The sequence below is a fragment of the Pseudomonas sp. E315 genome, from assembly GCF_055406205.1.
Window position 1 is genome coordinate 190,536 of the sequence record NZ_JBUZPJ010000004.1, and the last position, 24,587, is coordinate 215,122.

23 protein-coding genes are annotated in these 24,587 nt (G+C 55.4%); 10 read left to right on the forward strand and 13 right to left on the reverse strand.

The window, feature by feature from the left end; genetic code table 11:
- Positions 1 to 43: 43 nt before the first annotated feature.
- Positions 44 to 1,111, reverse strand: a complete 1,068-nt coding sequence (locus ACZRJQ_RS08105; protein WP_463977851.1) for an ABC transporter substrate-binding protein — start codon at positions 1,109 to 1,111, stop codon at positions 44 to 46.
- 335 nt (positions 1,112 to 1,446) lie between these two features.
- On the opposite strand from ACZRJQ_RS08105, the gene phnR reads away from it, so the two are divergent.
- Entirely contained in the window at positions 1,447 to 2,166 is a 720-nt protein-coding gene (gene phnR, locus ACZRJQ_RS08110; RefSeq protein WP_463977852.1) for a phosphonate utilization transcriptional regulator PhnR, read from the forward strand.
- Positions 2,167 to 2,251: 85 nt separating this feature from the next.
- On the opposite strand, the gene ACZRJQ_RS08115 is transcribed toward phnR, so the two are convergent.
- The 8 genes from ACZRJQ_RS08115 to minC all read right to left on the reverse strand — a co-directional run bounded on the left by ACZRJQ_RS08115 (position 2,252) and on the right by minC (position 10,161).
- The gene (locus ACZRJQ_RS08115; RefSeq protein WP_463977853.1) at positions 2,252 to 4,411 is read right to left on the reverse strand and encodes a mechanosensitive ion channel family protein; all 2,160 of its coding nucleotides are present in this window, start codon (positions 4,409 to 4,411) and stop codon (positions 2,252 to 2,254) included.
- 120 nt (positions 4,412 to 4,531) lie between these two features.
- A complete protein-coding gene (locus tag ACZRJQ_RS08120; protein ID WP_463977854.1) occupies positions 4,532 to 4,714 on the reverse strand; it encodes a hypothetical protein in 183 nt (60 codons plus the stop codon).
- Positions 4,715 to 4,915: 201 nt separating this feature from the next.
- Entirely contained in the window at positions 4,916 to 6,205 is a 1,290-nt protein-coding gene (locus tag ACZRJQ_RS08125) for a M18 family aminopeptidase (RefSeq protein WP_463977855.1), read from the reverse strand.
- A gap of 64 nt (positions 6,206 to 6,269) precedes the next feature.
- The gene (locus ACZRJQ_RS08130) at positions 6,270 to 7,112 is read right to left on the reverse strand and encodes a hypothetical protein (protein WP_463977856.1); all 843 of its coding nucleotides are present in this window, start codon (positions 7,110 to 7,112) and stop codon (positions 6,270 to 6,272) included.
- Between the two features lie 314 nt (positions 7,113 to 7,426).
- Positions 7,427 to 8,062 carry a pseudouridine synthase gene (locus tag ACZRJQ_RS08135; RefSeq protein WP_463977857.1) on the reverse strand — a complete coding sequence of 212 codons (636 nt, stop codon included), beginning with the start codon at positions 8,060 to 8,062 and terminating at the stop codon, positions 7,427 to 7,429.
- Between the two features lie 90 nt (positions 8,063 to 8,152).
- A complete protein-coding gene (gene minE / locus ACZRJQ_RS08140) occupies positions 8,153 to 8,407 on the reverse strand; it encodes a cell division topological specificity factor MinE (RefSeq protein ID WP_463977858.1) in 255 nt (84 codons plus the stop codon).
- Between the two features lie 3 nt (positions 8,408 to 8,410).
- Positions 8,411 to 9,223: a septum site-determining protein MinD gene (minD, locus tag ACZRJQ_RS08145; RefSeq protein ID WP_463977859.1), complete on the reverse strand. Its 813-nt coding sequence runs from the start codon at positions 9,221 to 9,223 to the stop codon at positions 8,411 to 8,413.
- A 200-nt stretch (positions 9,224 to 9,423) separates the two neighbouring features.
- Positions 9,424 to 10,161, reverse strand: coding sequence for a septum site-determining protein MinC (gene minC / locus ACZRJQ_RS08150; protein WP_463977860.1), 738 nt, complete (start codon positions 10,159 to 10,161; stop codon positions 9,424 to 9,426).
- 120 nt (positions 10,162 to 10,281) lie between these two features.
- Between minC and ACZRJQ_RS08155 the strand changes: the two genes are divergently transcribed.
- Positions 10,282 to 11,214, forward strand: a complete 933-nt coding sequence (locus ACZRJQ_RS08155) for a lipid A biosynthesis lauroyl acyltransferase (RefSeq protein ID WP_463977861.1) — start codon at positions 10,282 to 10,284, stop codon at positions 11,212 to 11,214.
- Positions 11,215 to 11,241: 27 nt separating this feature from the next.
- Positions 11,242 to 12,384, forward strand: coding sequence for a patatin-like phospholipase family protein (locus ACZRJQ_RS08160; RefSeq protein ID WP_463977862.1), 1,143 nt, complete (start codon positions 11,242 to 11,244; stop codon positions 12,382 to 12,384).
- A gap of 15 nt (positions 12,385 to 12,399) precedes the next feature.
- On the opposite strand, the gene ACZRJQ_RS08165 is transcribed toward ACZRJQ_RS08160, so the two are convergent.
- Together ACZRJQ_RS08165 and ACZRJQ_RS08170 are read right to left on the reverse strand one after the other, a co-directional pair.
- The gene (locus ACZRJQ_RS08165) at positions 12,400 to 13,188 is read right to left on the reverse strand and encodes an MlaA family lipoprotein (RefSeq protein ID WP_463977863.1); all 789 of its coding nucleotides are present in this window, start codon (positions 13,186 to 13,188) and stop codon (positions 12,400 to 12,402) included.
- Entirely contained in the window at positions 13,181 to 14,479 is a 1,299-nt protein-coding gene (locus ACZRJQ_RS08170) for a serine/threonine protein kinase (RefSeq protein WP_463977864.1), read from the reverse strand. The genes ACZRJQ_RS08165 and ACZRJQ_RS08170 overlap by 8 nt, the downstream gene beginning before the upstream one ends.
- A 234-nt stretch (positions 14,480 to 14,713) precedes the next feature.
- Between ACZRJQ_RS08170 and ACZRJQ_RS08175 the strand changes: the two genes are divergently transcribed.
- The gene (locus ACZRJQ_RS08175) at positions 14,714 to 15,079 is read left to right on the forward strand and encodes a hypothetical protein (protein ID WP_463977865.1); all 366 of its coding nucleotides are present in this window, start codon (positions 14,714 to 14,716) and stop codon (positions 15,077 to 15,079) included.
- Between the two features lie 89 nt (positions 15,080 to 15,168).
- Here ACZRJQ_RS08175 and ACZRJQ_RS08180 read toward each other — a convergent pair whose 3' ends face one another.
- On the reverse strand, positions 15,169 to 16,725 hold the full coding sequence (locus tag ACZRJQ_RS08180; protein ID WP_463977866.1) for a glycoside hydrolase family 17 protein: 1,557 nt from the start codon (positions 16,723 to 16,725) through the stop codon (positions 15,169 to 15,171).
- A 289-nt stretch (positions 16,726 to 17,014) separates the two neighbouring features.
- Between ACZRJQ_RS08180 and ACZRJQ_RS08185 the strand changes: the two genes are divergently transcribed.
- The 3 genes from ACZRJQ_RS08185 to ACZRJQ_RS08195 all read left to right on the forward strand — a co-directional run bounded on the left by ACZRJQ_RS08185 (position 17,015) and on the right by ACZRJQ_RS08195 (position 20,060).
- Positions 17,015 to 17,866, forward strand: coding sequence for a glycine betaine ABC transporter substrate-binding protein (locus ACZRJQ_RS08185; protein ID WP_463977867.1), 852 nt, complete (start codon positions 17,015 to 17,017; stop codon positions 17,864 to 17,866).
- A gap of 227 nt (positions 17,867 to 18,093) precedes the next feature.
- Positions 18,094 to 18,405 carry a DUF485 domain-containing protein gene (locus tag ACZRJQ_RS08190; protein WP_463977868.1) on the forward strand — a complete coding sequence of 104 codons (312 nt, stop codon included), beginning with the start codon at positions 18,094 to 18,096 and terminating at the stop codon, positions 18,403 to 18,405.
- Positions 18,402 to 20,060 (forward strand): cation acetate symporter, encoded by a 1,659-nt coding sequence (locus ACZRJQ_RS08195; protein ID WP_463977869.1) that lies wholly within the window; start codon positions 18,402 to 18,404, stop codon positions 20,058 to 20,060. The genes ACZRJQ_RS08190 and ACZRJQ_RS08195 overlap by 4 nt, the downstream gene beginning before the upstream one ends.
- Before the next feature lie 347 nt (positions 20,061 to 20,407).
- Here ACZRJQ_RS08195 and gltA read toward each other — a convergent pair whose 3' ends face one another.
- Positions 20,408 to 21,697 (reverse strand): citrate synthase, encoded by a 1,290-nt coding sequence (gltA, locus tag ACZRJQ_RS08200; RefSeq protein ID WP_047274256.1) that lies wholly within the window; start codon positions 21,695 to 21,697, stop codon positions 20,408 to 20,410.
- A 363-nt stretch (positions 21,698 to 22,060) separates the two neighbouring features.
- Here gltA and sdhC point away from each other — a divergent pair, with 363 nt between their 5' ends.
- The 3 genes from sdhC to sdhA are packed head-to-tail and all read left to right on the forward strand — an operon-like array spanning position 22,061 to position 24,579.
- Complete coding sequence (sdhC, locus tag ACZRJQ_RS08205) at positions 22,061 to 22,435, forward strand: succinate dehydrogenase, cytochrome b556 subunit (protein WP_048365344.1); 375 nt, start codon at positions 22,061 to 22,063, stop codon at positions 22,433 to 22,435.
- Positions 22,429 to 22,797 carry a succinate dehydrogenase, hydrophobic membrane anchor protein gene (gene sdhD, locus ACZRJQ_RS08210; RefSeq protein WP_003446906.1) on the forward strand — a complete coding sequence of 123 codons (369 nt, stop codon included), beginning with the start codon at positions 22,429 to 22,431 and terminating at the stop codon, positions 22,795 to 22,797. The genes sdhC and sdhD overlap by 7 nt, the downstream gene beginning before the upstream one ends.
- 3 nt (positions 22,798 to 22,800) lie before the next feature.
- The gene (gene sdhA, locus ACZRJQ_RS08215; protein WP_463977870.1) at positions 22,801 to 24,579 is read left to right on the forward strand and encodes a succinate dehydrogenase flavoprotein subunit; all 1,779 of its coding nucleotides are present in this window, start codon (positions 22,801 to 22,803) and stop codon (positions 24,577 to 24,579) included.
- Positions 24,580 to 24,587: the final 8 nt, after the last annotated feature.

Here is a 24,587-nt window from a genome sequence, read left to right on the forward strand (position 1 = left end):
ACTGCCGCAGGCTGCGACAGTGGCTACAGGTTTTGTGCGGGTCTTACTGCATATTGATAATGACTTCTTCCTGCCACAGTTGAGGCAGTGCCTTGGAGGTCTTGTCCCATGCGACAGCGTCTTTAATCGGCGTCACATTCTTGTACTGCTCATTAGGCAGCAACTTGGCCTGCACCTCCTCCGGCAGCTTGAGGTGTTCAGCGCGAATTGGGCGTGCATTGCCACGCGCAAGGTTGGTTTGGCCGGCATCACTGAAGATAAATTCGCGCGTTAACTTGGCCGCGTTCGGGTGTTTGGCGTACTTATTGATGATCGTGGTGTAGCCCGAAATGACCGAGCCATCGGACGGAATCAGCACGACATAGTCGTCAGGGTTGGCCATTTTGGCTTTGTAGCTCAGGCCGTTGAAGTCCCAGACCACACCGACCTCAACCTCGCCTTTTTCCATCGTGGCGATGGTTGGGTTGGCCAGCGACAGGCGTCCTTGCTTGGCGATATCGGCAAACATCAGCAGTGCGGGCTGAATTTTTTTTTCGTCACCACCGTTGGCAATGGCCGCCGCCAGTACACCATTGGTTGCTTGTGCAGCAGTGCTGACGTCACCAATGGAGACCTTGTATTTGCCCTGCTTCAGATCAGCCCATTTGGTGGGGACTTCTGAGCCATGCAGCAGTTTTTTATTGATGATAAACGCGATAGTGCCGGTATAAGCCAGCGCCCAGTTACCGTCTTTGTCCTTGGCCCAATCAGGGATTTGCTCCCAAGTGGTGGGCTTGTATGGCTGGGTCACGCCTTTGGCGACAGCGATGGGGCCAAAGGCTGCGCCCACATCACCAATGTCTGCGCTGGCGTTGTCTTTTTCAGCGGCAAACTTGGCCACTTCTTGTGCCGAACTCATGTCGGTGTCGATGTGTTTGAGGCCATAAAGCTTATTCAGATCCGCCCAAGTGCCTTTCCAGTTTGCCCAGTCATCGGGCATGCCGACGCTGTTGACTGCACCCTCGGCGCGGGCGGCAGCTTCAAGGGTTTGCAAGTCAGTGTCGGCAGCCATTGCCGAGGTACACAGAGCGATGCTCGAGCCTAACAGTGATGCCAGGAAAAACTGTTTCATCCGAAGCTCCTTGGGCGTTTTCAACGCTGGGTTTTATTGGTCTTTTGCGGTGGTTTGGTCTAGGTCAGCAATACCCGAGCCAATTTAAGCCCGGCGCATGACACTTTAATGTCGGCATGAATTAGGCAAGTTATTTGCACTGACCTCTCAGGCAGCTCGGGTAAGCGTAGACCATCACCAAAGCCCCGGTTGGCCTAGCTTCAGTGAGTACTGAAGCAATGAGTGTCATCGAATCGTCATGTGCACTGCCTAGGCTGACGGCCTGCACAACTAACGATTTTGCAGGCCGAGCCTGCCCACATTTGGTGCTGGACTAGTCCAGATAGGTAACGTTGATGCGTGAAGGTGCGCCCAAAGCGGTGACAGCCATTGGGCTGGCACTGCAAGAACAGATTGAACATGGTTTGTTGGCGTGCGGCAGTCAGTTGCCTGCCGAGCGCAAGCTCAGCGAATTGTTTGCCACCACTCGTATCACCGTGCGTGAAGCGTTGTTACAACTTGAGACGCAGGGCTTGGTCTATCGCGAGGAGCGCCGAGGTTGGTTTATTTCCCCGCCCCGACTGGCTTACAACCTGATGCAGCGCAGCCACTTTCACGCAATGGTCAGCGCCCAAGGACGCGTGCCCAGCACTGAGGTGATTTCGGCACGTTTGCAACCAGCCTCGGCCGCCGTGTGCGCACGGCTGCAACTCCCGGCGTTTTCCAGCGTGATCCAGATATGCCGCGCTCGGCGCATTGATGGGCGACTGGTGCTGTATGTGGAGCACTACTTAAACCCGCAATACTTCCCACAGATTTTGCAGTTCGACCTCACGCACTCGATCACCGAGCTATATGCCCGGCATTACGATTTGCATTACGGCAGGGTGCGTTTCGAGATCGTCCCCACGGCCTTGCCCCCTGAAGCGGCAACCCCACTCAAAGTGTCCGCCGCCAGCCCGGGCTTGAGGATTGAACGCATCAACTACGACCAGCATGGGCGCTTGATCGACTGTGACCTGGAATATTGGCGCCATGACGCGATTCATGTCGGGGTGGATGTGCTGGGGCGCTGATAACGCTGTGGTAGCGGGGGCCGGCTGCGATCATTTGATTGCTAATGATCGCAGCCGGCGGCAGCGCCAACGAGTAGTTGAAACCTCAGTCTTTCTGCAAAACGCCGCTGCCTGCTGTCACCACTTGCACGCTCAAACGCGGGGTTGCCAAGTCCAGTCCTGCTTCGTCCAGGTGGCGTTTGAGGGACAGGTTAAAGGCCCGCGACACTTCCCACTGCTTGATTGGCGCCGTTTTGAAACGGGCGCGCAAAATGGCGCTGCCCGACTCGAAACTCTCGACCCCCTGAAGCTCCAGTGGTGACCAAATATTGCGCCGTTGCAGTGGGTCAGTGCGCATCTTTTGCCCGACTTCACGCATCAATTTGATCGCGTCGTCGATTTCCATGTTGTAAGGAATCGCCACGCGGAAGATCGCGTAGCCGAACTCGCGCGAGTAGTTTTTGATGCTTTTGATTTCGCTGAACGGGATGGTATGCACAATGCCGTCGATATCGCGCAAGCGCACGGTACGGATGGTCAAGCCTTCAACCGTGCCCAAATGCCCGCCCACATCCACGTAGTCGTCGATGGCCAGCGAGTCTTCAATGATGATGAACAGGCCGGTGATCAGGTCCGCCACCAGCGATTGCGCACCAAAACCAATGGCCAGACCGATCACACCGGCACCCGCCAGCAGGGGCGTGACGTTCATGCCCATGTTGGCCAGCGCGACGATCAACGCGATGATAAAAATGGCCACGAACAGTACGTTGCGAATCAGCGGCATCATGGTTTGCGCACGGGCGTTGGCCAGGCCTTTGCGCGAGCGGGTCAGTGCGTGATGCACGGCGGTGTCAGACAAAATCCAGATCAGCCAGGCAAACAGCAGCGTGCCGCCGAGGCTGAACAGTTTGACGCTGATCTCATGCCCGTCGCCTTCGGTGAAGCGGATCAGCGACAAGCCCCAGACGCGCAGGCCCAGTTCGATAAACACCAGCCACACCACCAGATGCGCCAAGGTGTAGACGAAACTTTTGAGTCGCTCGGAGTACAGCGCATGACGCTTGTGCCCCCGTTGAGGTTTTTGCGCGTGGCGCCTTACCAGACCGTTGATGACCATGCACAACACGACCAGCACGGTACAAATCAGCGATTGACGCAGGGCTGTGCTGGTGTCGCCCGCGGAGACGAATGTGGCCACCAGCGAAATGGCCACGAGAATCAACGCCGCCACCCACCAGTAAGTGCCAAGCAAGTCGATGCTGTCGCTCAAGGCGCGGCGTGTTAAACGTCGCGACAGGGGCTGGTTGCGGATGAGGTGAGCAATGGGGCGGCGGAAACGAATGATGAACAGCCCGGTGGACAAAGCGGCCATTACATTGGCAAAGGTCGCCGCGGTGTGGGCCAGATGCACGCCCAATGTGGCCACAAGGCGGGGGTCGCTGAGTGCTTCACCAAAGGCAGCAAAACTGCCGATCCACCACAGTGGGCGAAAGGCTTGATGACGCAAAATATGCAGCGCCCGATGGCGGTGTGGGCCGTCCAGCAGCGAGAAGGCAATCACGCAAATGGCTGAGAAGCAGGTGCCAATTACTAGCGCATACGCCAGCACCATTGCCAAGTCTTTGCCCAGTGAGGACGGCAAGGCATAGCTCATGTAGACGGTGATTACCAAGGCCACCAGCCACGGGCCTAGCTTGCGTAAGGCAAAGCGCAGCATGTCGACGGCTTTGGGGTGTTGCGGCAGTTCTTCGCTGAGCCCAAAACGTAAACGCACCCGATGACTGACCCAAATCAGCAGCGCAGCCAACAGGCTCCAGACCATGATGATCAGGGCAAAGGCAAAGATGATCGGCAACCATTGGCTGGCGGGTAGCATCAGTGCTTTGAGTTCGTCATGTGCCTGTTCGATCTCGCGCGCCCAGCGATAGGTTGGGCTGTCGGTGCCCGAGAATTGTTTTTCGAGATCTGAAAGCGTGCTGCCAATAAGCCCTAACACGCCTATTTCAGCTTCGGGTTGGGCCTTTTTGGTCGCGTCGCGCAGCTTTTTCAGGTCGGCCAACAGCTTGCTGCGTTGTTGGTCGTTTTCAAGATTTTTGATCACCTGATCCAACGACTGGCCCAGCGGTTCGGTCGGTTGTGCCTGGGTTTTATCCCCGCCCCCCAGTAAACCGGGTAAACCAACGGCTTGCGCCGAGGTTAAGGGCAGCAACGTCAATAAACAGACAAGCAGGCAGTAAGGCAGGGCAAAAAGGCGAAGGAACACTAGGCGGTCAACCTCAAAGATGACGAATTGACCGAGTGTACGCTAGGCCCAGCGATCATTCATTTCTTGTCACACATCAAATGAATAATCGCTGGTCAACTTACAGAAAAGAGAATGGGGTTATTGGCTGACCTTGGCCAAGATCTTGAACACGATGGTGCCGAAGATCAGCAACATGCCGCACCAGATCATCAACACACCAATGCCGCTGGTTCGCTCGCGAAGGGTGAAGCCGATGGTCAGTAGCAACATGCCGCAGACAATGGGAATCATCATGGAGTGAAACGCAGACATCTCAATCATGGTTATAGACCTGAAATTATTAATGCCCCCAGTCTAGGCTGCTTTGCGCAGGTGTGGGGTGATGTGTATCAAAAATGAACCAAGCCGGTCATGTGGTCACTGGCGCATGCTGGGATAAGGGCCCAACAGCCTTTAACTATCAGGTCTGTTTGTGGCCCATCGCAGCCTGCGCCAGCGACTACAGGTTGAGTACGGTGCGGTTTACGGTAATTCGTCGCTGGCGTAAAACGCGCTCAATACTTTCACTAGGTGCGCCAGATCATGGCTGCCGGCCAGTTCACGAATGGAGTGCATGGCGAATGTCGGCAAGCCGATATCGACCGTGCGCACTCCCAAATGGCTCGCTGTGATCGGGCCGATGGTCGAGCCACAGCCCATGTCGCTGCGCACTACAAAACTTTGTACGGGGACTTCTTCGGCCATGCACAAGTGACGGAAGAACCCGGCCGTTTCGCTGTTAGTGGCGTAACGCTGGTTGCTGTTGACCTTGATTACAGGCCCGGCATTGAGCTTTGGTCCGTGGTTTGCGTCGTGTTTGTCTGCGTAGTTGGGGTGAACGCCGTGGGCGTTGTCTGCCGATACCAGCAGCGACTTCTGAATGGTGCGCACAAACTCGTCACCTTCAGGCAGCAAGCGCTGCAGGATCTGCTCCAGCATGGGCCCATCGGCACCGCACGCTGAGCACGAGCCGACTTCTTCATGGTCGTTGGCCACCAGCAGGCAGGTTTCTTCGGTGTCGGCATTCAGCAATGCGTGTAGCCCGGCGTAGCACGACAGCAAGTTGTCCAAGCGTGCGCCAGCAATGAAGTCGCCATTGAGACCAATCACCGCAGCACTTTGGGTGTCGTAGAAACTCAGCTCGTAATCGAGCACTACGTCAGCATTGAGGTCGTGCTCGCGAGCCAGTTGGTCGGTCAGCAGGGCGCGGAAGTCAGCGCGTTCATCACCTGCAACTTGGGCCAGAATAGGCGGCAACTCAGTTTGCGGGTTTATCGCCCAGCCTTCGTTGGCCGTGCGATTAAGGTGGATGGCCAAGTTGGGAATGGTGGCGATCGGGGCCTTGAAATCAATTAGCTGGCTTTCAACTTTGCCATCTCGGCGGAAGGTGACGCGGCCTGCGAGTGACAAATCGCGGTCAAACCAAGGGGCCAGTAGCGCGCCGCCGTACACCTCCACGCCCAACTGCCAAAAACCTTGGCGTTGTAGCTCTGGCTGAGGTTTGACCCGCAGGCACGGGCTGTCTGTGTGAGCGCCGACCATGCGGATGCCACCTTGCAAGGCCGGGTGACGGCCCAGTTTGAACGCGACAATGGAGGAGTCATTGCGGGTGACGTAATAACGCCCGTTGGCTTCGGTGTACCACGTCTCGCGTTCGTCGAGACGTTGATACCCCGCCGCCTCCAGGCGTTGAACGAGGCTGGCAGTGGCATGAAACGGGGTAGGGGAGGCCTTGAGAAAGTCGATCAGGCCTTGGTTCAACTCTTCGCGCATAAGTTACTCCAGACAGCAAGGCCGCGAGTTTACCGTATCGTGCCGATAAGTGTCTGCGACCGGCTCATCCCGTGATCAGGTTGCCTGACAAGAAAATCTCGCGACGCTCTTTACGGCCAATTTTCTCGTGCTTACTGGCCTTATAAACGGTTAGGAACTTGGCTCTGTCGATGTGCTCGATGCCGCGGATATGGCGTTCGACCAGTTCGTCATAGCGTGATTCGGTGATGAAGCGATACACGTCGCGGCGATAGAAAAACCCCATCTGAAAGCCCAGTGTTTCGGCTGGGTGCTTCGAGGTGGCGCGAAAGCAGTTTTCCAGGTCAATCGCTTTGGGCTGACCACCTTCCTGAAGGCTGACCATGACGTTCGCCGCCCAGAAGTCCATATGAGTAATAGCCTTTTGATTGAGCGTGCTGAGCAGCTCAAACGACGACTCGATGAAGTGCTCAATACGCTGCGGGTTTTGCTCCATCCATTGCAGGCCGTCAACGTACTGATTGAGCAAGCGCGTAATGATAAAAAACTCTTTGGTCAGGCCCAGAGTGGATTTTGTGTAGCCAAAACCTAGCAGCCGCGACACGTTGGCGCCGCGGGCATGGGCTTCATGGGTGTTGATCAGTTCTTCCAATGGCCAGTCGAAACGACCGTTGCGCTGCGCGCGCGATAACGTCACGCGTACCTTGGCTTTGAAACTGTCCAGAGGCTGGACTTTGGCGAACATCAACTCATTGCACGCCTTGAGTGGGGCGCTGACCCGAGACAATTTCTTGTTGCTTCGCTGTTGGATTAACTCAACCAGTGCTTGGCGAGTGGCAGGGGGCGGATCATCTTTGAGGTGCAGTGTGGTTTTCTGGCAGTTGAGCGTAAATGCAAAAGCGCTGGCCAGTTGTGGAGCTTTGATCACGCGTATCCCTTACTTGCGGTCAGGCCATATAGGAAATTGCCTACGCGTGATCCTTCGCGTTACAAGCAGGTAGAGTGTTTACGCATGTAGCCTCTAACCTGTTTTCTGCCTTCCTGGCGGGGGGACGAGATCCATACAGCACTTAAATAATGTCGTTATGCCATCTGTTACAGAATTTTGACATTATTTTCACACTCCGTAGAGGGTTTTTTCCTACAGAATTTTAGGATGGGCAGAGGGGCAAGCACGCGCACACCGCTACAGCCCTTGAACACAAGGGTTGCAGGCTGAAGCGGGATGTTTAGGTGCAGGTATTAGAAGGGGGCCGGGCACTCGAACGTCAGGCGTTCGCCGGTTTGTGGGTGGGTGAAGCTGAGCATGCTTGCGTGCAGGCAAAGGCGTGGGTAGGCGGCCAATGCTTGCGGGTGCGCGTACAGGCCATCGCCCAGCAGCGGGTGCCCGATGGACAGCATATGGACGCGCAGTTGGTGTGAGCGGCCGGTAATGGGTGTTAGCTCAACGCGGCAATAATCGCCACAGCGCTCAAGCACTTTCCAGAATGTCAGCGCGTTTTTACCGAACTCATGGTCGACCACGTGCCGAGGCTTTGTCGGCGGGTCATAGCGCAGTGGCAAATCAATGCTGCCGCTGTCCAGTTCTGGCTGACCCCAGGCCAATGCGGTGTAGGCTTTTTCGGTTTCGCGGTCGTGAAACTGGCGTGACAGTTCGCGGTGGGTATCTGCGTCACGCGCCAACAGAATGATCCCGGACGTTTCCCAGTCCAGGCGATGCACGATGAGCGCCTCTGGATAACCGTTCTCTTGCAGGCGGGTGATCAAGCAGTCTTTGTTGTCTTCGGCTCGCCCCGGCACTGAGAGCAGCAAGGTGGGCTTGTTGACCACCAGAACGCCAGCGTCCTCATGGATGATGTGAATGTTGGACAACGGCATTAAAACAGCCTCTTAACAAACGCCAACGGCGACGTGGGAACCTTCTGCGTACAGAAGGCGCCCAAGTCGCCGTGGTGTCAGCCGGATCGATTAACGATCAGGCAGTGTGATGTTGAGTTCCAGAATCGAGCAGCTACCCTCGTTTTCCAGGGCAATCTGTACTTGATCTGACTCAATGTTGACGTACTTGCGGATCACCTCTACCAGCTCTTTTTGCAGAGCAGGCAAGTAGTCCGGGGTGCTGCGCTGGCCGCGTTCGTGCGCCACGATGATCTGTAGACGCTCTTTCGCGACCGACGCGGTAGTCGTCTTTTTATTGGCACGAAAGAAGTCAAAAATATTCATTGCTTAGTTGCCTCCAAACAGGCGCTCGAAGAATCCCTTCTTCTGTGCATCGAGGAACCGATGCTCCACAGTTTTGCCCAGCAGGCGGTCAACAGCATCGCTGTAAGCCTGGCCTGCGTCGCTTTGGTCATCAAGGATGACCGGCACGCCCTGGTTGGATGCCTTGAGTACCGCTTGAGACTCAGGAATAACACCCAGCAGGGCAACGGCCAGAATCTCTTTAACGTCTTCAACACCGAGCATTTCGCCCTTGCTGACACGCTCAGGGTTGTAACGGGTCAGCAACAGGTGCTCTTTGATCGGGTCTTCACCCAGTTCGGCGCGACGCGACTTGCTGGCCAACAAGCCCAGCATGCGGTCGGAGTCACGTACCGAAGACACTTCAGGGTTGGTTACAACAATCGCTTCGTCAGCGAAATACATAGCCAAGTGAGCGCCGGTTTCGATACCTGCCGGGGAATCGCAGACCACGAAATCGAAGTCTTGCTTGAGTTGCATCAGAACTTTTTCGACGCCTTCTTTGGTCAGCGCATCCTTGTCGCGTGTTTGGCTGGCGGCCAGCACGAACAGGTTTTCCAGGCGCTTATCCTTGATCAGGGCTTGTTGCAGGTTGGCTTCGCCGTTGACGACGTTAACGAAGTCATACACCACGCGACGCTCACAACCCATGATCAAGTCCAGGTTACGCAAGCCAACGTCGAAGTCGACGATCACTGTTTTGTGGCCGCGCAGAGCGAGGCCGGTACCGATAGCGGCGCTGGTGGTGGTCTTACCCACACCACCCTTGCCGGATGTAACCACTAGAATCTTGGCCAAGGTGTTTCACCCCTAAGGAAAAAGGACTTTTTAGCCCCTGAATAACATCTCTAAAAACGACTGCAGGTGAACAACTTTGGCAGGTTATCTCTGATAAACAACGTTGTTTAAAACACAGGTTGTTTGATTTACGACGTCCTACACGTTTTAGCTGTTTGCACTACAACTTCGAGATGCTTGGAAAATGGCGAGAGTATCCGTTAAAGCCGAGTGATGTTCAACATGTCGCTTGACAGACTGATTTGAACGCCAGCACCCCACAGCGGATCGCGCCGCAAGTCTTCAGATACTTTGTACTTACCGGCAATAGACACCAGCTCCGCGCTTAACTGCTGACAAAATATACGCGCTTTGGTATTGCCCTTATGCCCGGCGAGTGCTCGGCCCCGCATAGGGCCGTACACATGGATGTTGCCATCGGCCATAAGTTCCGCACCGGGGCTGACCGAAGCGATCACGACAAGGTCGCAACCTTCGGCGTAGACCGTTTGCCCGCCACGCACTGGAGACGTGATGATTTTGGTCGGCTTGAGAGTGGGCTCGGGCGGTTTTTCGGGCTTTTTCTTGACCTCGACTTCAACCGGTTCGATGGGCCGCTCACGCGCCCCTGAGGGCGGCAGTACCGGCAGGTCGATGGCAATGGCGGCGGCAATGTCTTCGATACGGCTAGCGCGTATCGCCAACGTGCGCAGGCCGTGCTGACGACAGACCCGCATCAAACCCGGCAAATCAATAGCGCCTTCGCCGGGGGGCAGTTTGTCTAGGGCCAGCACCAGCGGGGTGTTGCTGAAAAAATTCGGGGCTTGAGCGACTTTGGCGGCCAGTTGGCGATCAAGGGCTTCAAGGTTGTTTTTCGCCAGCTCCAGCACCGTGATGGCGAGCATACTGCCCTTTAGCTGGAACACGGGGGCTTGGTCTAGCGATTCGGTTTGGCTCATGGTCTGCTTAACGCGGCTTGTCACTTAAAGTGCTGAGACTTATAACGAGAACGCTCGCGAGCCGCAAGCGGGGTCTAACGATGTAGAATGCCCGGCCCTTGTGTCTGTTCGGAATCATTAATGGATCGCCCGCGTTTTCGTGCCGCTTTTTTTCATCCGCGCTTTTGGCTGCTCTGGTTAGGCTTGGGCGTGCTGTGGCTGGTGGTTCAACTGCCTTATAAGCTGCAACTGTGTATCGGTCGGGTGCTGGGCGCGCTGATGTATCGAGTGGCCAGTGATCGACGCCGTATTGCTGCGCGTAATTTGGAGCTGTGCTTTCCAGAAAAGTCTGACGCCGAGCGCAAGCAACTGCTTAAAGACAACTTCGCCTCAACCGGTATTGCCTTTTTTGAAATGGCCATGAGCTGGTGGTGGTCCAAACCACGCCTGGCCAAGCTGGCCCATGTCGAAGGGCTGGAGCACCTCAAGCAAGCGCAGCGTGAAGGCAAAGGGGTGATTTTGATGGCGTTTCACTTCACTACGCTGGAGATCGGCGCAGCCTTGTTGGGGCAGCAACACACCATTGATGGCATGTACCGCGAGCATAAAAACCCGCTATTTGATTTTATTCAGCGCCGTGGTCGCGAACGCCATAACGTTGATTCGCTGGCTGTGGAGCGCGATGACGTGCGCGGCATGCTCAAGTTGCTGCGCTCCGGCCGGGCGATTTGGTACGCGCCTGATCAGGACTACGGCGCCAAGCAAAGTATCTTTGTGCCGCTATTCGGTATTGAAGCTGCCACCGTCACCGCCACTAGCAAATTCGCCAAGCTGGGCAAAGCGCAGGTTGTGCCCTTTACTCAACAGCGATTGGCTGATGGCAGTGGCTACAAGTTAGTGATTCATCCACCTTTGGACGACTTTCCCGGAGAGAGCGATGAGGTTGATTGCCTGCGTATCAATCAATGGGTGGAGCGCGCGATCCGTGAATGCCCAGAGCAATACCTGTGGGCTCATCGTCGGTTCAAGACTCGGCCACCGGGTGAGCCTAAGCTGTACGACAAACGCCGCTGAGCCCACGCGCAGCAAAGGCGCGCAAGCATGAGCCGTGTTGAGCCGGTCACGGGCTTGATCTTGTCGGGCGGTGGTGCCCGGGCGGCGTATCAAGTGGGTGTACTGGCAGCGATTGCTGAGTTGCTGCCAGCGGGGGCGCCTAATCCATTTCCTGTGATTGTCGGCACCTCGGCGGGGGCGATCAACGCGGTCAGTCTGGCCAGCGGTGCGATGGACTTTACTCGCGCAGTCGAACACTTAACGGCGTTCTGGCAGGGCTTTGAAAGCCACTTGGTGGTGCGCAGCGATTGGCCGGGCGTGATTCATCAAGCCAGCCGTTTTTTGGGACACAGCCTGCTAGGGTTGGGCTCACATGTGCCGGTGGCGCTGCTCAATAGCTCACCGTTGGGCGATTTGCTGGCCGATAAAATTCACTTTGCAGGGATTGATCAGGCGATTGCCGAGCAGCAACTGCGAGCCGTGGCGGTCACCGCGTTTGGGTATTCGTCAGGTCAGGCGGTGACCTTTTATCAAGGAAAAGGGGCCATAGACGGCTGGTTACGGCATAGGCGTATCGGCTTGCCGACATCATTGACGGTTGAGCACTTGCTGGCCAGTTCAGCCATTCCGCTATTGTTTGCTCCGGTCAAACTGGGCGAAGAGTACTTTGGCGATGGCGCAGTGCGGCAATCAGCGCCCATCAGCCCGGCATTGCACTTGGGGGCGAACCGAGTGTTGGTGGTTGGGGTCAGTGGCAACCCGCGCGGGCCAGATCAGCAAGGCGGCCAGCAGCGCAGTTACAACGCGCAACAGCCCACCCTGGCCCAGATTGGCGGGCACATGCTCAACAGTACGTTTATTGACAGCCTTGAGAGTGACATCGAGCTGCTGGAGCGTTTGAACCACTTCAGCCGTTTATTGCCCCGCCAATCGGACAACCTGGGTTTGGCGCCGGTGGACGTGTTGGTGATTGCCCCGAGCCAGCCCATAGATGAAATTGCCGCCCGTCATCGGCACGCATTGCCCGCGGCCCTGCGCATGTTTTTGCGCGGGCCGGGTGCGACTAAAACCAGTGGAGCGGGGGTGCTTAGTTATTTACTGTTTGAGGCCAGCTACTGCCGTGAGTTGATTGAGCTGGGCCGCCGCGATGCGTTGGCCCAGCGTGACGCGCTCTACCGTTTTTTAAGCTGACATTAGGTTCAACGCTTACTCTGCAATCTGCAATTTACGCGCTTCGGTATAGATGTAACGCAGCTTGTCGTACTCAAAAGGCGAGTCGAACTGACCGTAGCGAAAGCTCGTGGTGTAGCGTTTGTCGATCGCTTGCAGCACCCATATTTCGGGGTGGCGCGTGCTTTCGTGGGGCACGTTGAGGTAGTTGATTTGCTGCACAGCGCTGTAGTCCACAATCAAGCCGCCGGTATCGCGCAGGTTTGAAGGGCCCAGAATCGGCAGCATCAGATAAGCCCCGCCCGGCACACCATAAAAGCCCAGCGTTTGCCCGAAGTCTTCACTTTGGCGTGGCAAGCCCATCGAGGTGGCCGGATCCCACAGCCCGCCAATCCCCAGCGTGGTGTTTAACAGCAGTCGCCCGGTGGTTTGCAGCGAGCGTTCGCCCTTGAGCTGCAACAGGCTGTTAAACAGGTTGGGCACATCGCCCAGGTTATTGAAGAAATTGCTGACACCCGTGCGCAAAAAGCTTGGCGTGACATAACGATAACCGTCGACCACAGGCAGGAACACCCATTGGTCAAAGCGATAGTTAAAGTGGTAAATGCGTCGGTTGATGGATTCCAGCGGGTCGTACACGTTGAGCGCGTTCATGGTGGCGCGTTCAAACTCACGCTGATCCAGACCCGGATTGAATTTCAAGAGTTTCAAGGGCTGGGTAAAGCCGTCGATGTCTTGGGTTGGCTCAATGTTGGCCTTGCTGTTATCCGCTTGGGCGTAGCTTGCGCTGAGTAGTGCGGCGAGAAGCAAAAGATGTTTAGCCACGGAAGAACTCCAGCATAGCGTCAGCATTGACACGGTAATTGAGGTTGCCGCAGTGGCCACCGTACGGGTAAACGGTCAAGCGATTGCCAAAGGTTTTACGCAAGAAGCCCAGATCGCCAGGGCCAAGGATGATGTCGTCGGCATTGTGCATGACGGCAATTTTTGGGCTGTTTTTTAAGTAGTCCTGCAAGGCGTACAGGCTGACTTGATCAATGAGTTGCAACAGGCCGCCGCCATCGGTGCGGGCTCGCCACATCGGGATCACTTGCTCGGTGAGGTAACAATCGAAGTCACACAGCAATGCACGTTTTAGGAACGGCGTCAGGCTAGTGCCTTCGGTGATCGGGTAATTGGGGGGGGTTATGAGCCCGCGGTGGTTGATCAGGTCTGAGGTGAAGACAATGTCGGCTGACGAGAAGCGGAACATGGTACCGATCAGCATGGCCATTTGTTCGTTGGTCAGGCGCTCTTTAGAGTTTTGCAGGTCATAGACCAGTGCCGCGTTGAGGTCGACGTAGCCTTTTTGCTTGAAGTAGCTGGTCAGTTTGCCCAGTACTAATTCGTAAAAAGTGGTGCTGTTGTTGATGCCTTTAACTTCGGTTTGCACCAGCTTGTCGAGGTTGCTGATCGAGGTGTAGAGGTTAACGGGCGGGTTGAGCATCAACACTTTTTTGAAATTGAAGCTTTTACGGGTTTCATCCAAATGGCTAACAAAGGCAGCATTGAGTGCGCCCAGGCTGTAACCGCTCAAGTAATACTCGGTGACGGGCACGTCCGCTTGCTGGGCGCGAATCGCTTGCATCACACGATACAAATCTTCGGCGTCATATTGGCTGATGCCCGGCGTGGCAAAGCGCGAGGCAGCGCTCATGAAGTCATAGCTGGTGGGCGATGACAGCTGCACTACGTGGTAGCCGGCTTGATAAAAGAGCTTTTTCAGGTATTCGTTGAGGCTGCTGTCGTAAGGGGCGCCAGTGCCTGCGATCAAAAACATCAACGGCGCCGGATGGTCTTGCTTGGCTATGCGGTAGGTGAGCTTTTTGACCGCCCAAAAGTTGGCCGGCAAGGTGAACTCGCGTTCGGGCCGCAGCTTGAGTGAGTAGTCGGACTGACGAATGTCATCTTCGCTGGGTAGAAACGGACGCATTTCCGGAGGCGTGGTAGCAATCGTGGCCTCAAACGGATTGGTAATGGGGTAGCCATAGGTTGCGGGGTCGATATCGACCGCCTGTGCGGACGCACTCAAAATAAGGCCGCCCAGTAAGGCAGCGAGTGGCAGAGAACGAAGCATGACGACTATCCCTAGGAGAGAGTTGCGGAGAAGATTCGCAGGCTATGACCACGGGGCAAGTGTCGAAGTGCCATGCACTGGCACTAAATAAATTCCCGGTCAGTCTTGAGCAGGCAAATAGCTACCAGACGATACACGTTGAATGACTTTAGTGAACAGATATGTGATTGCAAGGCTTGCATACCCAAAGCGTGCGATTAAGCTGGGCGCCGCTTTTGCCTATCGGAGTTTGTTATGCGCCCAGGTTTGTCATTGATCGTGCTGTTTATTGCCCTGCCTTTGTGGCTGGCTGCCAGTTATGGCCTGCGTTATGGCTTGATGGAAGACCCGCAATGGGTGGGGACGTGCGTTGCGCAGGCGACACGTTGGGAGTGTCAGCTGCGAGCGAATCTGGGTTGGCTGATTCACTTTAGGGTGATGGGCTGGACGGCATTGGTGCTGTCGGTGATTGCGTTTTGTGTGCGTGGCCGCGTTGGCAGCGCGTTGGCGGTATTGGCTTTAGTGTTCGGTTTGCCAGCACTGGCGCTGTATAACGCCAGTTTGGCCGTATTTGCAGTAGTGATTGCCGGGCTGCGCTTGGTTCGTTCACGCAAGGCGTAGCCCATTTGAATGGCAGGTGTGGTGCTGAGGAGGTGCCTCGGCAGTGACTTTAAAAGCTCGCTGCCTGCGCCAGCTCCTTGCTGCGGTGTTCAGGTGCGAGCTGTCACCCGCAAGCTGCGCCACAGCGCTATCACCAACAGCACGCTGACCAGCGCCCAACCCCAGGCTTGTTCATTGTTCAGGCCTTCGCGGTACAGCTGCAATGGAATGCCAGCCCCTATGATGAATGCCAGTAAACCGAACTCCCGGCGCGGCCCGCGTACTGGGCGCAGCAGGTAAACCAATGCTGGCAGTAGCAATGCAGCGGTGGGGAAGCTGCGATAGCGTGGTTCAAACACAAGCCCTAACATCATCACCGCGCCGGCAAACCCTGCGGCTGCCAACCACCAGCCTGCACGACGATCAAGTGCATTGAATGCCCGTTCGCGCCAGCCGTTCTTTTGACCAAGCGTCAGCGCTGCATGGGCCAAGACGATAAGGTTCAGGCCGACTAGAGCTGCTGCCCACAGCCATTCCCCGGCGAAGCGACTGGTGACCGAAGCCAGTTCAGCCCATGCGCCAATTGAGCAGGCGCCAATGGCACCAAGAGCGGGTAATAACAGGGCGGCGCGTGTGCTGCGAACGCGCCCAGCCATCAGTAGAGTGGCGATGAATAATGCCAACCCCAAACCTAGCCAAACAGGCCAGTCAGGCAAGTTAGAGACTGGCCCTGCCAGAATGCCCTTGTCCTGACGGTCGGCGTCAAACAGCCCCCAATAACCCCCTACAGCGCCCTCGCTGCTGCGCTTCCAGGGTTGGTCGAAAGCTTCGATCAAGTTGTAGTTCCACCCGTTTTGCTCGGCTTGTGTCACAAAGCCGCGAATGAACTTGGCTTCATTGACTCGGCTTGGTAACGCCGTTTCGCGCTGACGGCCTTCGCTGGGCCAGCCGGTTTCGCCGATCAAAATGTCTTTAGGCGCAAACTTGCTGCCAAACACCTGACGAATTTGCGCGACATGGTTGAGCGCTTTATCGATGCCGGCAGGATCATCTTCCCAATAAGGCAGCAGGTGAATTGTCAGGAAATCAACAGCAGGCGCCACTTGTGGGTGTTGCAACCAAAACTCCCACACGTCGGCATAGGTGACGGGTTGTTTGACCTGGACTTTGACTTGCTCGATCAGCTTGACCAACTGTGGTGCGGTGATCTCTTTGCGCAGCAACACTTCGTTGCCGATGATCAAGGCACTCACGACATCCGGATTGGCATTGGCCGAGGCGATTAAGGCGTTGATCTCTTTTTGCGTATCGACAGTGTTGCCGTTGACCCAAGCGCCACTCATGATTTTTAAACCATGTTTGCGCGCCAGCTCGGGCAGGGCTTCAAGCCCTGTCTGCGAATAGGTGCGAATGCACTTGAAGCGGGTGGCCAGCAAGGCCAGATCGGCATCCATGCGCTCAATTCGCGGCACAAAAGGCTGGTCGAAAGGCGATTGGTCCTTATCAAAGGGGGTGTAAGACGCACATTGCAGTTTGTGCGTTGGCGTGGCGGCGTCGGGCAATATCACCGGTTGGCCAATGCCATACCAAAAGCCGGCAACAGCAAATATGCCCAGTAAGCAGGCAAATAGATAAGGCAGGACGGGGAATCGAGCAGTCGCGGACATGATCAGGCCGTATTGGGAGCAAAGCCGCGCATCTTACCTGCTATTGGTGGGGCAGGGCGCGGCTGGCGTGATGTTTACATGCAACGGATTGTGTCTTTGAAGTGCTTTGCGCGTGCGGACACTCTCGTGCAGCTATGTCGTTACTGGCTGTTTTAAGGTCGTCGTCAGAGCAGTCCTTGGCTGGGGTGGGGTTGATGATCGAGGTGTGAGTTCAGGGAGGGTAGATGCGTTGCCTTTTTGCCTTGATGTGGTTCGACATTCGTCGAGCCCGACACTGGGGAATCAATGAATGAGCATGCGACGAATGTTGATTGCTGGCGCAACCTTGGTGCTGGCGATGAATGCGGGACTGGCGGGCGCACAAACCAAGCCGACGTTGAATATCGGCTATGTAGATGGCTGGTCTGACAGCGTAGCGACCACCCATGTAGCCGCCGAGGTGATTAAACAAAAACTGGGCTATGACGTGAAGTTGATGCCGGTAGCGACCGGGATCATGTGGCAGGGGGTGGCCACCGGTAAGCTGGATGCGATGTTGTCCGCTTGGCTGCCAGTCACGCATGGTGAGTATTGGGCCAAGAACAAAGAAAAGGTCGTCGATTACGGCCCTAACTTCAAAGACGCAAAAATTGGTCTGATCGTGCCTGAATATGTGAAGGCTATTTCTATCGCGGACTTAAAAGACGATCCGGGCTTTAAGCAAAAAATTGTGGGTATTGATGCCGGGTCGGGCGTGATGCTTCAAAGCGATCAGGCTATCAAGGACTATGACCTTGGCTACAAGCTGCAAGCCAGTTCGGGCGCGGCCATGACATCGGAGCTTGGGCGCGCGGTGGCGAAAAATGAACCCATTGTGGTGACCGGTTGGGTGCCGCATTGGATGTTTGCCAAATGGAAGCTGCGTTTCCTTGATGATCCCAAAGGTGTGTATGGCGCTGCGGAAACGGTCAACAGCGTCGGCAGCAAGGAGCTGGGCAAGAAAGCACCTGAAGTGGCAGCTTTTTTGAAGAAATTTTCCTGGAATTCAAAAGACGAAATTGGAGAGGTCATGCTGGCGATTCAGGAGGGGGAAAAGCCTGAAATTGCAGCTCAAGAATGGGTGGCTAAGCACCCGGAACGTGTCGCTGAGTGGACTCAATAAAAAGCAGCGCAGTGTCTAGCTCGCAGCACACAGAGCCGTCTGACGTTTTTGTCAGGCGGTTTTTGCATTTTTTGGGGTGGCATGATGATGTCATCGTCAGTACAGACTAGAGAAACCGGGGGCTGCAGCTTATTCGGGGTTCTACTACTAAAGTCGTCTGGTGCCGATTTCGAAGCCCCCTAATAGTGAAAACGTTCCATCTCATCTGTGCTGCGAGGACAAAAATAATGAACGACAGCATTTACCTCTCGATTCAAAACAGCCCGCGTTTCAAGGAGCTGGTTAGAAAAAGGGAACGATTCGCCTGGATTCTCTCGGCGATCATGCTTGGATTGTATGCCGGTTTTATCCTGTTGATTGCATACGGGTCACACATCATGGGGGCTAAGTTGAGCCCTGGTTCGTCAATTACATGGGGAATACCGATTGGAGTTGGGTTGATTGTTTCGGCCTTTGTTCTAACGGCTATTTATATTCACCGGGCTAATGGCGAATTTGACGACCTGAACAATGCAATTCTCAAGGAGGCTGCGCAATGATCCGGCGTCTATTGGCAACACTGGGCATGGCTGCCTTGTCTTCGGGGGTCTGGGCGGGTGAAGCCTTGACCGGAGAAGTCCAAAAACAACCGCTCAACGTCTCGGCGATCATCATGTTCGTCGTGTTTGTGGGGGCAACCCTGTGCATCACGTACTGGGCTTCCAAGCGCAACAAGTCGGCTGCGGACTACTACGCGGCAGGTGGCAAGATCACAGGTTTTCAGAATGGTCTGGCGATTGCGGGTGACTATATGTCCGCCGCTTCCTTTCTGGGTATTTCCGCGCTGGTATACACCTCTGGCTACGACGGCTTGATTTACTCGATCGGCTTCCTTGTGGGCTGGCCAATTATTTTGTTCTTGATCGCAGAGCGCCTGCGCAACCTAGGCAAGTACACCTTCGCTGACGTTGCCTCATACCGCTTGGGTCAAACCCAAATCCGCTCGCTGTCGGCCTGCGGTTCGCTGGTCGTGGTGGCGTTTTACCTGATCGCGCAAATGGTAGGTGCCGGTAAGCTGATTCAGCTGCTGTTCGGCCTTGACTACCACGTTGCAGTGATTTTGGTCGGCATCTTGATGTGCCTGTACGTGTTGTTCGGCGGCATGCTGGCGACCACGTGGGTTCAGATCATTAAAGCGGTGTTGCTGTTGTCGGGTGCAACCTTCATGGCCGTGATGGTGATGAAGCACGTTAACTTCGACTTCAACTCGCTGTTTGCTGAAGCTGTAAAGGTTCACCCTAAAGGTGAAGCGATCATGAGCCCGGGCGGTTTGGTGAAGGATCCGATTTCGGCATTCTCCCTCGGTCTGGCGCTGATGTTCGGTACAGCGGGCCTGCCACACATTCTGATGCGCTTCTTCACGGTGAGTGACGCCAAAGAAGCCCGTAAGAGCGTGCTGTATGCCACTGGTTTTATCGGTTACTTCTACATCCTGACCTTCATTATTGGTTTTGGCGCCATTCTGCTGGTAAGCACTAACCCTGATTTCAAAGACGCTGCTGGCGCTTTGCTGGGTGGTAACAACATGGCTGCTGTGCACTTGGCTGATGCGGTAGGTGGCAGCATTTTCCTTGGTTTTATCTCGGCAGTTGCTTTCGCCACCATCCTGGCGGTGGTTGCGGGTCTTACTCTGGCAGGTGCGTCGGCGGTTTCTCACGACTTGTATGCCAGTGTTATCAAGAAGGGCAAGGCTAACGACAAGGATGAGATTCGCGTCTCGAAGATCACGACAGTGGCGCTGGGCGTGTTGGCTATTGGTTTGGGCATTCTGTTTGAAAGCCAAAACATCGCCTTCATGGTGGGCTTGGCGTTCTCCATTGCTGCGAGCTGTAACTTCCCGGTATTGCTGCTTTCCATGTACTGGAAAAACCTGACCACTCGCGGCGCGATGATTGGTGGCTGGCTGGGTCTGGTGAGTGCGGTGGGCTTGATGATTCTTGGCCCAACTATCTGGGTGCAGATCTTGCACCATGAGACCGCTATCTTCCCTTACGAATACCCTGCGCTGTTCTCCATGATCATTGCATTTGTGGGTATCTGGTTCTTCTCTATCACTGATAAGTCCAAGGCAGCTGAGAAAGAGCGTGCATTGTTCTTCCCGCAGTTTGTGCGTTCGCAAACGGGCTTGGGTGCAAGTGGGGCGGTAGATCACTAATCCGGCAACACGTTAAGCAGTCTGCGTAATGAAATCCCTCTGTCGAAAGGCAGGGGGATTTTTTTTGTGTGTGTAGGGCGAGTATTGGAGATTGCGCCTGTCTCAACCGATGGCAGCCTGCAGGGTGCTTTGTGTTGCAGCTGACGAAGGTGGCGTCCGATTACGAAGCGCTCTTAACAGTGGTTGATGGCTGCTTGTTTCTCGGCGGTTCCGTAGGGCGGGTGTTTGGAGTTGCCGCAGGCTGCGAGCTTTTGATCTTTTGTGTGGGTAAACAAATACGGCCTCTGCTCTTTGTTAAGAGGCAGAGGCCGTATTCGGTGCAGCTAAGACGCTATCGTGGGATGGTCTTACTTGCGGTCTTCCAGCTTGGTCAGGTCACGCTGCTCGTAGCCTGTGTACAGCTGGCGCGGGCGGCCAATCTTGTACGGGCTGGAGAGCATTTCTTTCCAGTGTGAGATCCAGCCTACAGTACGCGACAGGGCGAAGATCACAGTGAACATGCTGGTTGGAATGCCGATCGCCTTGAGGATGATCCCCGAGTAGAAGTCGACGTTCGGGTACAGCGAGCGTTCGATGAAGTACGGGTCGGTCAGGGCAATCTCTTCCAGGCGCATGGCCAGCTCGAGTTGCGGATCGTTCTGAATACCCAGCTCTTTGAGCACTTCGTCGCAGGTCTTTTTCATGACTGTTGCGCGAGGGTCGCGGTTTTTGTAAACCCGGTGACCGAAGCCCATCAGCTTGAACGGATCGTTTTTGTCCTTGGCCTTGGCGATGAAGGTGTCGATGTTAGACACATCGCCAATTTCGTCGAGCATGGTCAGCACAGCTTCGTTGGCGCCGCCGTGAGCAGGGCCCCACAGTGCAGCAATGCCCGCAGCGATACAGGCAAACGGGTTTGCGCCCGAAGAGCCTGCCAGACGTACTGTGGAGGTCGATGCGTTCTGTTCGTGGTCAGCGTGCAGGATAAAGATCTTATCCATTGCTTTGGCCAGTACCGGGCTGATCGGTTTGATCTCGCACGGTGTGTTGAACATCATGTGCAGGAAGTTTTCGGCGTAGCTCAGGTCGTTACGCGGGTACATCATGGGTTGACCCATGGAGTACTTGTAAACCATTGCGGCCAGGGTAGGCATTTTGGCAACCAGACGGATCGCGGAAATTTCGCGATGCTGCGGGTTATTAATGTCCAGAGAGTCGTGGTAGAAGGCCGAGAGGGCGCCGACTACACCGCACATGACCGCCATTGGGTGGGCGTCACGACGGAAGCCGTTGAAGAAGGTCTTCAACTGCTCGTGAACCATGGTGTGGTTCTTCACGGTGCTGACAAATTGAGCCTTCTGCTCTGCAGTCGGCAGTTCGCCGTTGAGCAGCAGATAAGCTGTCTCAAGGTAGTCAGAGTGTTCAGCTAATTGTTCAATCGGGTAGCCGCGGTGCAGCAGGATACCGTTGTCACCATCAATATAGGTGATCTTCGACTCGCAAGACGCGGTCGACATGAAGCCAGGGTCAAATGTGAACCGGCCCGTGGCCGTAAGGCCTCGCACATCGATTACATCGGGACCCACGGTGCCAGTTAAAATGGGCAGCTCGACGGGGGCTGCGCCCTCGATGATCAACTGCGCTTTTTTGTCAGCCATGTGGCCTCCTATTTATGCTTGAAATCATCAGACAGACCCCCCACGCAGGGCCCGCACCACTATAGATATATAAATTTGAATGTCAATTTGCCTAAAGTCTTGCTGTACAAGGCTTTGAGGAGCGTTTTTTCTGGAAGATATAGGCCGTTTACGCCTTTTACAGCTTCATTGCAATGAGCTATTAGGGGGGAGGTGATTGCGTTGTCATTAGTAACCTAACTGTCTATACTCGGCAGCCGACCGCCAGGGGCTTTTGGGCCCGTTTAGATGGGGGTCGTCACTCCCTGGATGGTGGGTACCTGACCAGTGCACATCCCAACAACTTTGCCCTGATTGTTAGGGGCTCTTCAGTGTGAAAAAGCCGTGAATAGCCAACGACCTGTAAACCTAGACCTAAGGACCATCAAACTCCCCATCACCGGCGTTACGTCATTTCTGCACCGTGTATCGGGCATCATTCTCTTTCTCGGCCTGGGCATCATGCTTTATGCATTGAGCAAATCCCTGGGTTCGGAAGAAGGTTTTGCCGAGGTGAAGGCATGCTTGACCAGTCCGCTGGCCAAATTCGTTGCATGGGGCCTGCTATCTGCCTTGCTGTACCACCTTGTGGCAGGTATTCGCCACTTGATCATGGACATGGGCATCGGTGAGACGCTAGAAGGCGGCAAACTGGGCTCGAAAATCGTAATCGTCATTTCCGTGGTGATGATCGTTCTGGCGGGAGTTTGGATATGGTAACCAGCGTTACGAACCTGTCGCGTTCGGGCCTCTATGACTGGATGGCACAACGTGTGTCTGCGGTCGTTCTAGCGGCTTATTTCATCTTCCTGATCGGATACCTCGTTGCGAACCCTGGCATTGGCTACGCCCAATGGCATGAACTGTTCGCAAGCAACTGGATGCGTATCTTCAGCCTGCTGGCCCTCGTTGCTCTGGGCGCTCACGCCTGGGTCGGCATGTGGACCATCGCGACCGACTACCTGACGCCAATGGCGCTGGGCAAAAGTGCGACAGCAGTACGTTTCCTCTTCCAGGCAGTCTGCGGCGTTGCGATGTTCGCTTACTTTGTCTGGGGTGTGCAGATTCTTTGGGGTATCTGATTCATGGCTACTAACACAGTTAATACACTTTCGTTCGACGCCATCATCATTGGCGGCGGCGGTGCTGGCATGCGCGCTGCATTGCAGCTGGCGCAAGGCGGTCACAAGACTGCTGTAATCACCAAGGTTTTCCCGACGCGTTCGCACACAGTGTCGGCACAGGGTGGCATCACCTGCGCTATCGCTTCTGCAGACCCGAACGATGACTGGCGCTGGCACATGTACGATACCGTCAAAGGTTCCGACTACATCGGTGACCAAGACGCTATCGAATACATGTGTTCCGTAGGCCCTGAGGCCGTGTTCGAGCTTGAGCACATGGGTCTGCCGTTCTCCCGTACCGAACAGGGTCGTATTTATCAGCGTCCGTTCGGTGGTCAGTCCAAGGACTTCGGTAAAGGTGGCCAAGCTGCCCGTACCTGCGCTGCAGCTGACCGTACCGGTCACGCGCTGCTGCACACCTTGTATCAGGCCAACCTGAAGGCCGGCACTGTATTCCTGAACGAATACTACGGTGTTGATTTGGTGAAAAACGAAGCTGGCGATTTTGTCGGCATGATCGTTATCTGCATCGAAACTGGCGAAACGTCCTATGTTCGTGCCAATGCCACTGTATTGGCGACTGGCGGTGCAGGCCGTATCTACTCCTCGACTACCAACGCTCTGATCAACACCGGCGACGGTATTGGCATGGCGCTGCGTGCAGGCGTTCCGGTTCAAGACATCGAAATGTGGCAGTTCCACCCAACCGGTATTGCTGGCGCGGGTGTACTGGTTACCGAAGGTTGCCGTGGTGAAGGTGGATACCTGATCAACAAGCACGGTGAGCGTTTCATGGAGCGTTATGCTCCGAACGCCAAAGACCTTGCAGGTCGTGACGTTGTAGCTCGCTCGATGGTTAAAGAAATCATCGCGGGCAACGGTTGCGGTCCAGATGGCGACCACGTAATGCTCAAGCTCGATCACCTGGGTGAAGAAGTTCTGCACAGCCGTCTGCCAGGTATCTGCGAACTGTCCAAAACGTTCGCTCACGTAGACCCGGTTGTTGCTCCGGTGCCAGTGGTTCCGACTTGCCACTACATGATGGGCGGCGTTGCCACCAACATTCATGGCCAAGCGATCACGCAAGACGCTGATGGCGTTGATCAGGTCATTCCTGGCCTGTTCGCAGTAGGTGAAGTGGCGTGCGTATCGGTTCACGGTGCAAACCGTCTGGGCGGTAACTCGTTGCTCGACCTGGTGGTATTTGGTCGTGCGGCGGGCCTGTTCCTGGAGCAAACCCTCAAGGAAGGCGTTGATTACGCCCGTCCACGTCAGTCTGACATCGACGCTGCTCTGGCACGTCTGGATGGCCTGAACTCGCGCACTGATGGCGAAGACGTGGCTACTCTGCGTAAAGAGCTGCAAAGCTGCATGCAGAACTACTTCGGTGTATTCCGTACTGGCGAATACATGCAGAAGGGTATTGCTCAGCTGGCTGATCTGCGCAAGCGCATCGCCAACGTGAAAATCAACGATAAGAGCCAAGCGTTCAACACGGCCCGTATCGAAGCTCTTGAGCTGCAAAACTTGCTCGAAGTGGCTGAAGCCACTGCTATCGCTGCTGAAACCCGTAAGGAATCGCGCGGTGCTCACGCCCGTGAAGACTTCGAAGATCGTGACGACGTGAACTGGCTGTGCCACACCCTTTACTTCCCGGGTGAAAAACGCGTAGCCAAGCGTGCGGTGAACTTCTCGCCGAAAACCGTTCCGACCTTCCAGCCAATGGTTCGTACTTACTAAGGGTGGCC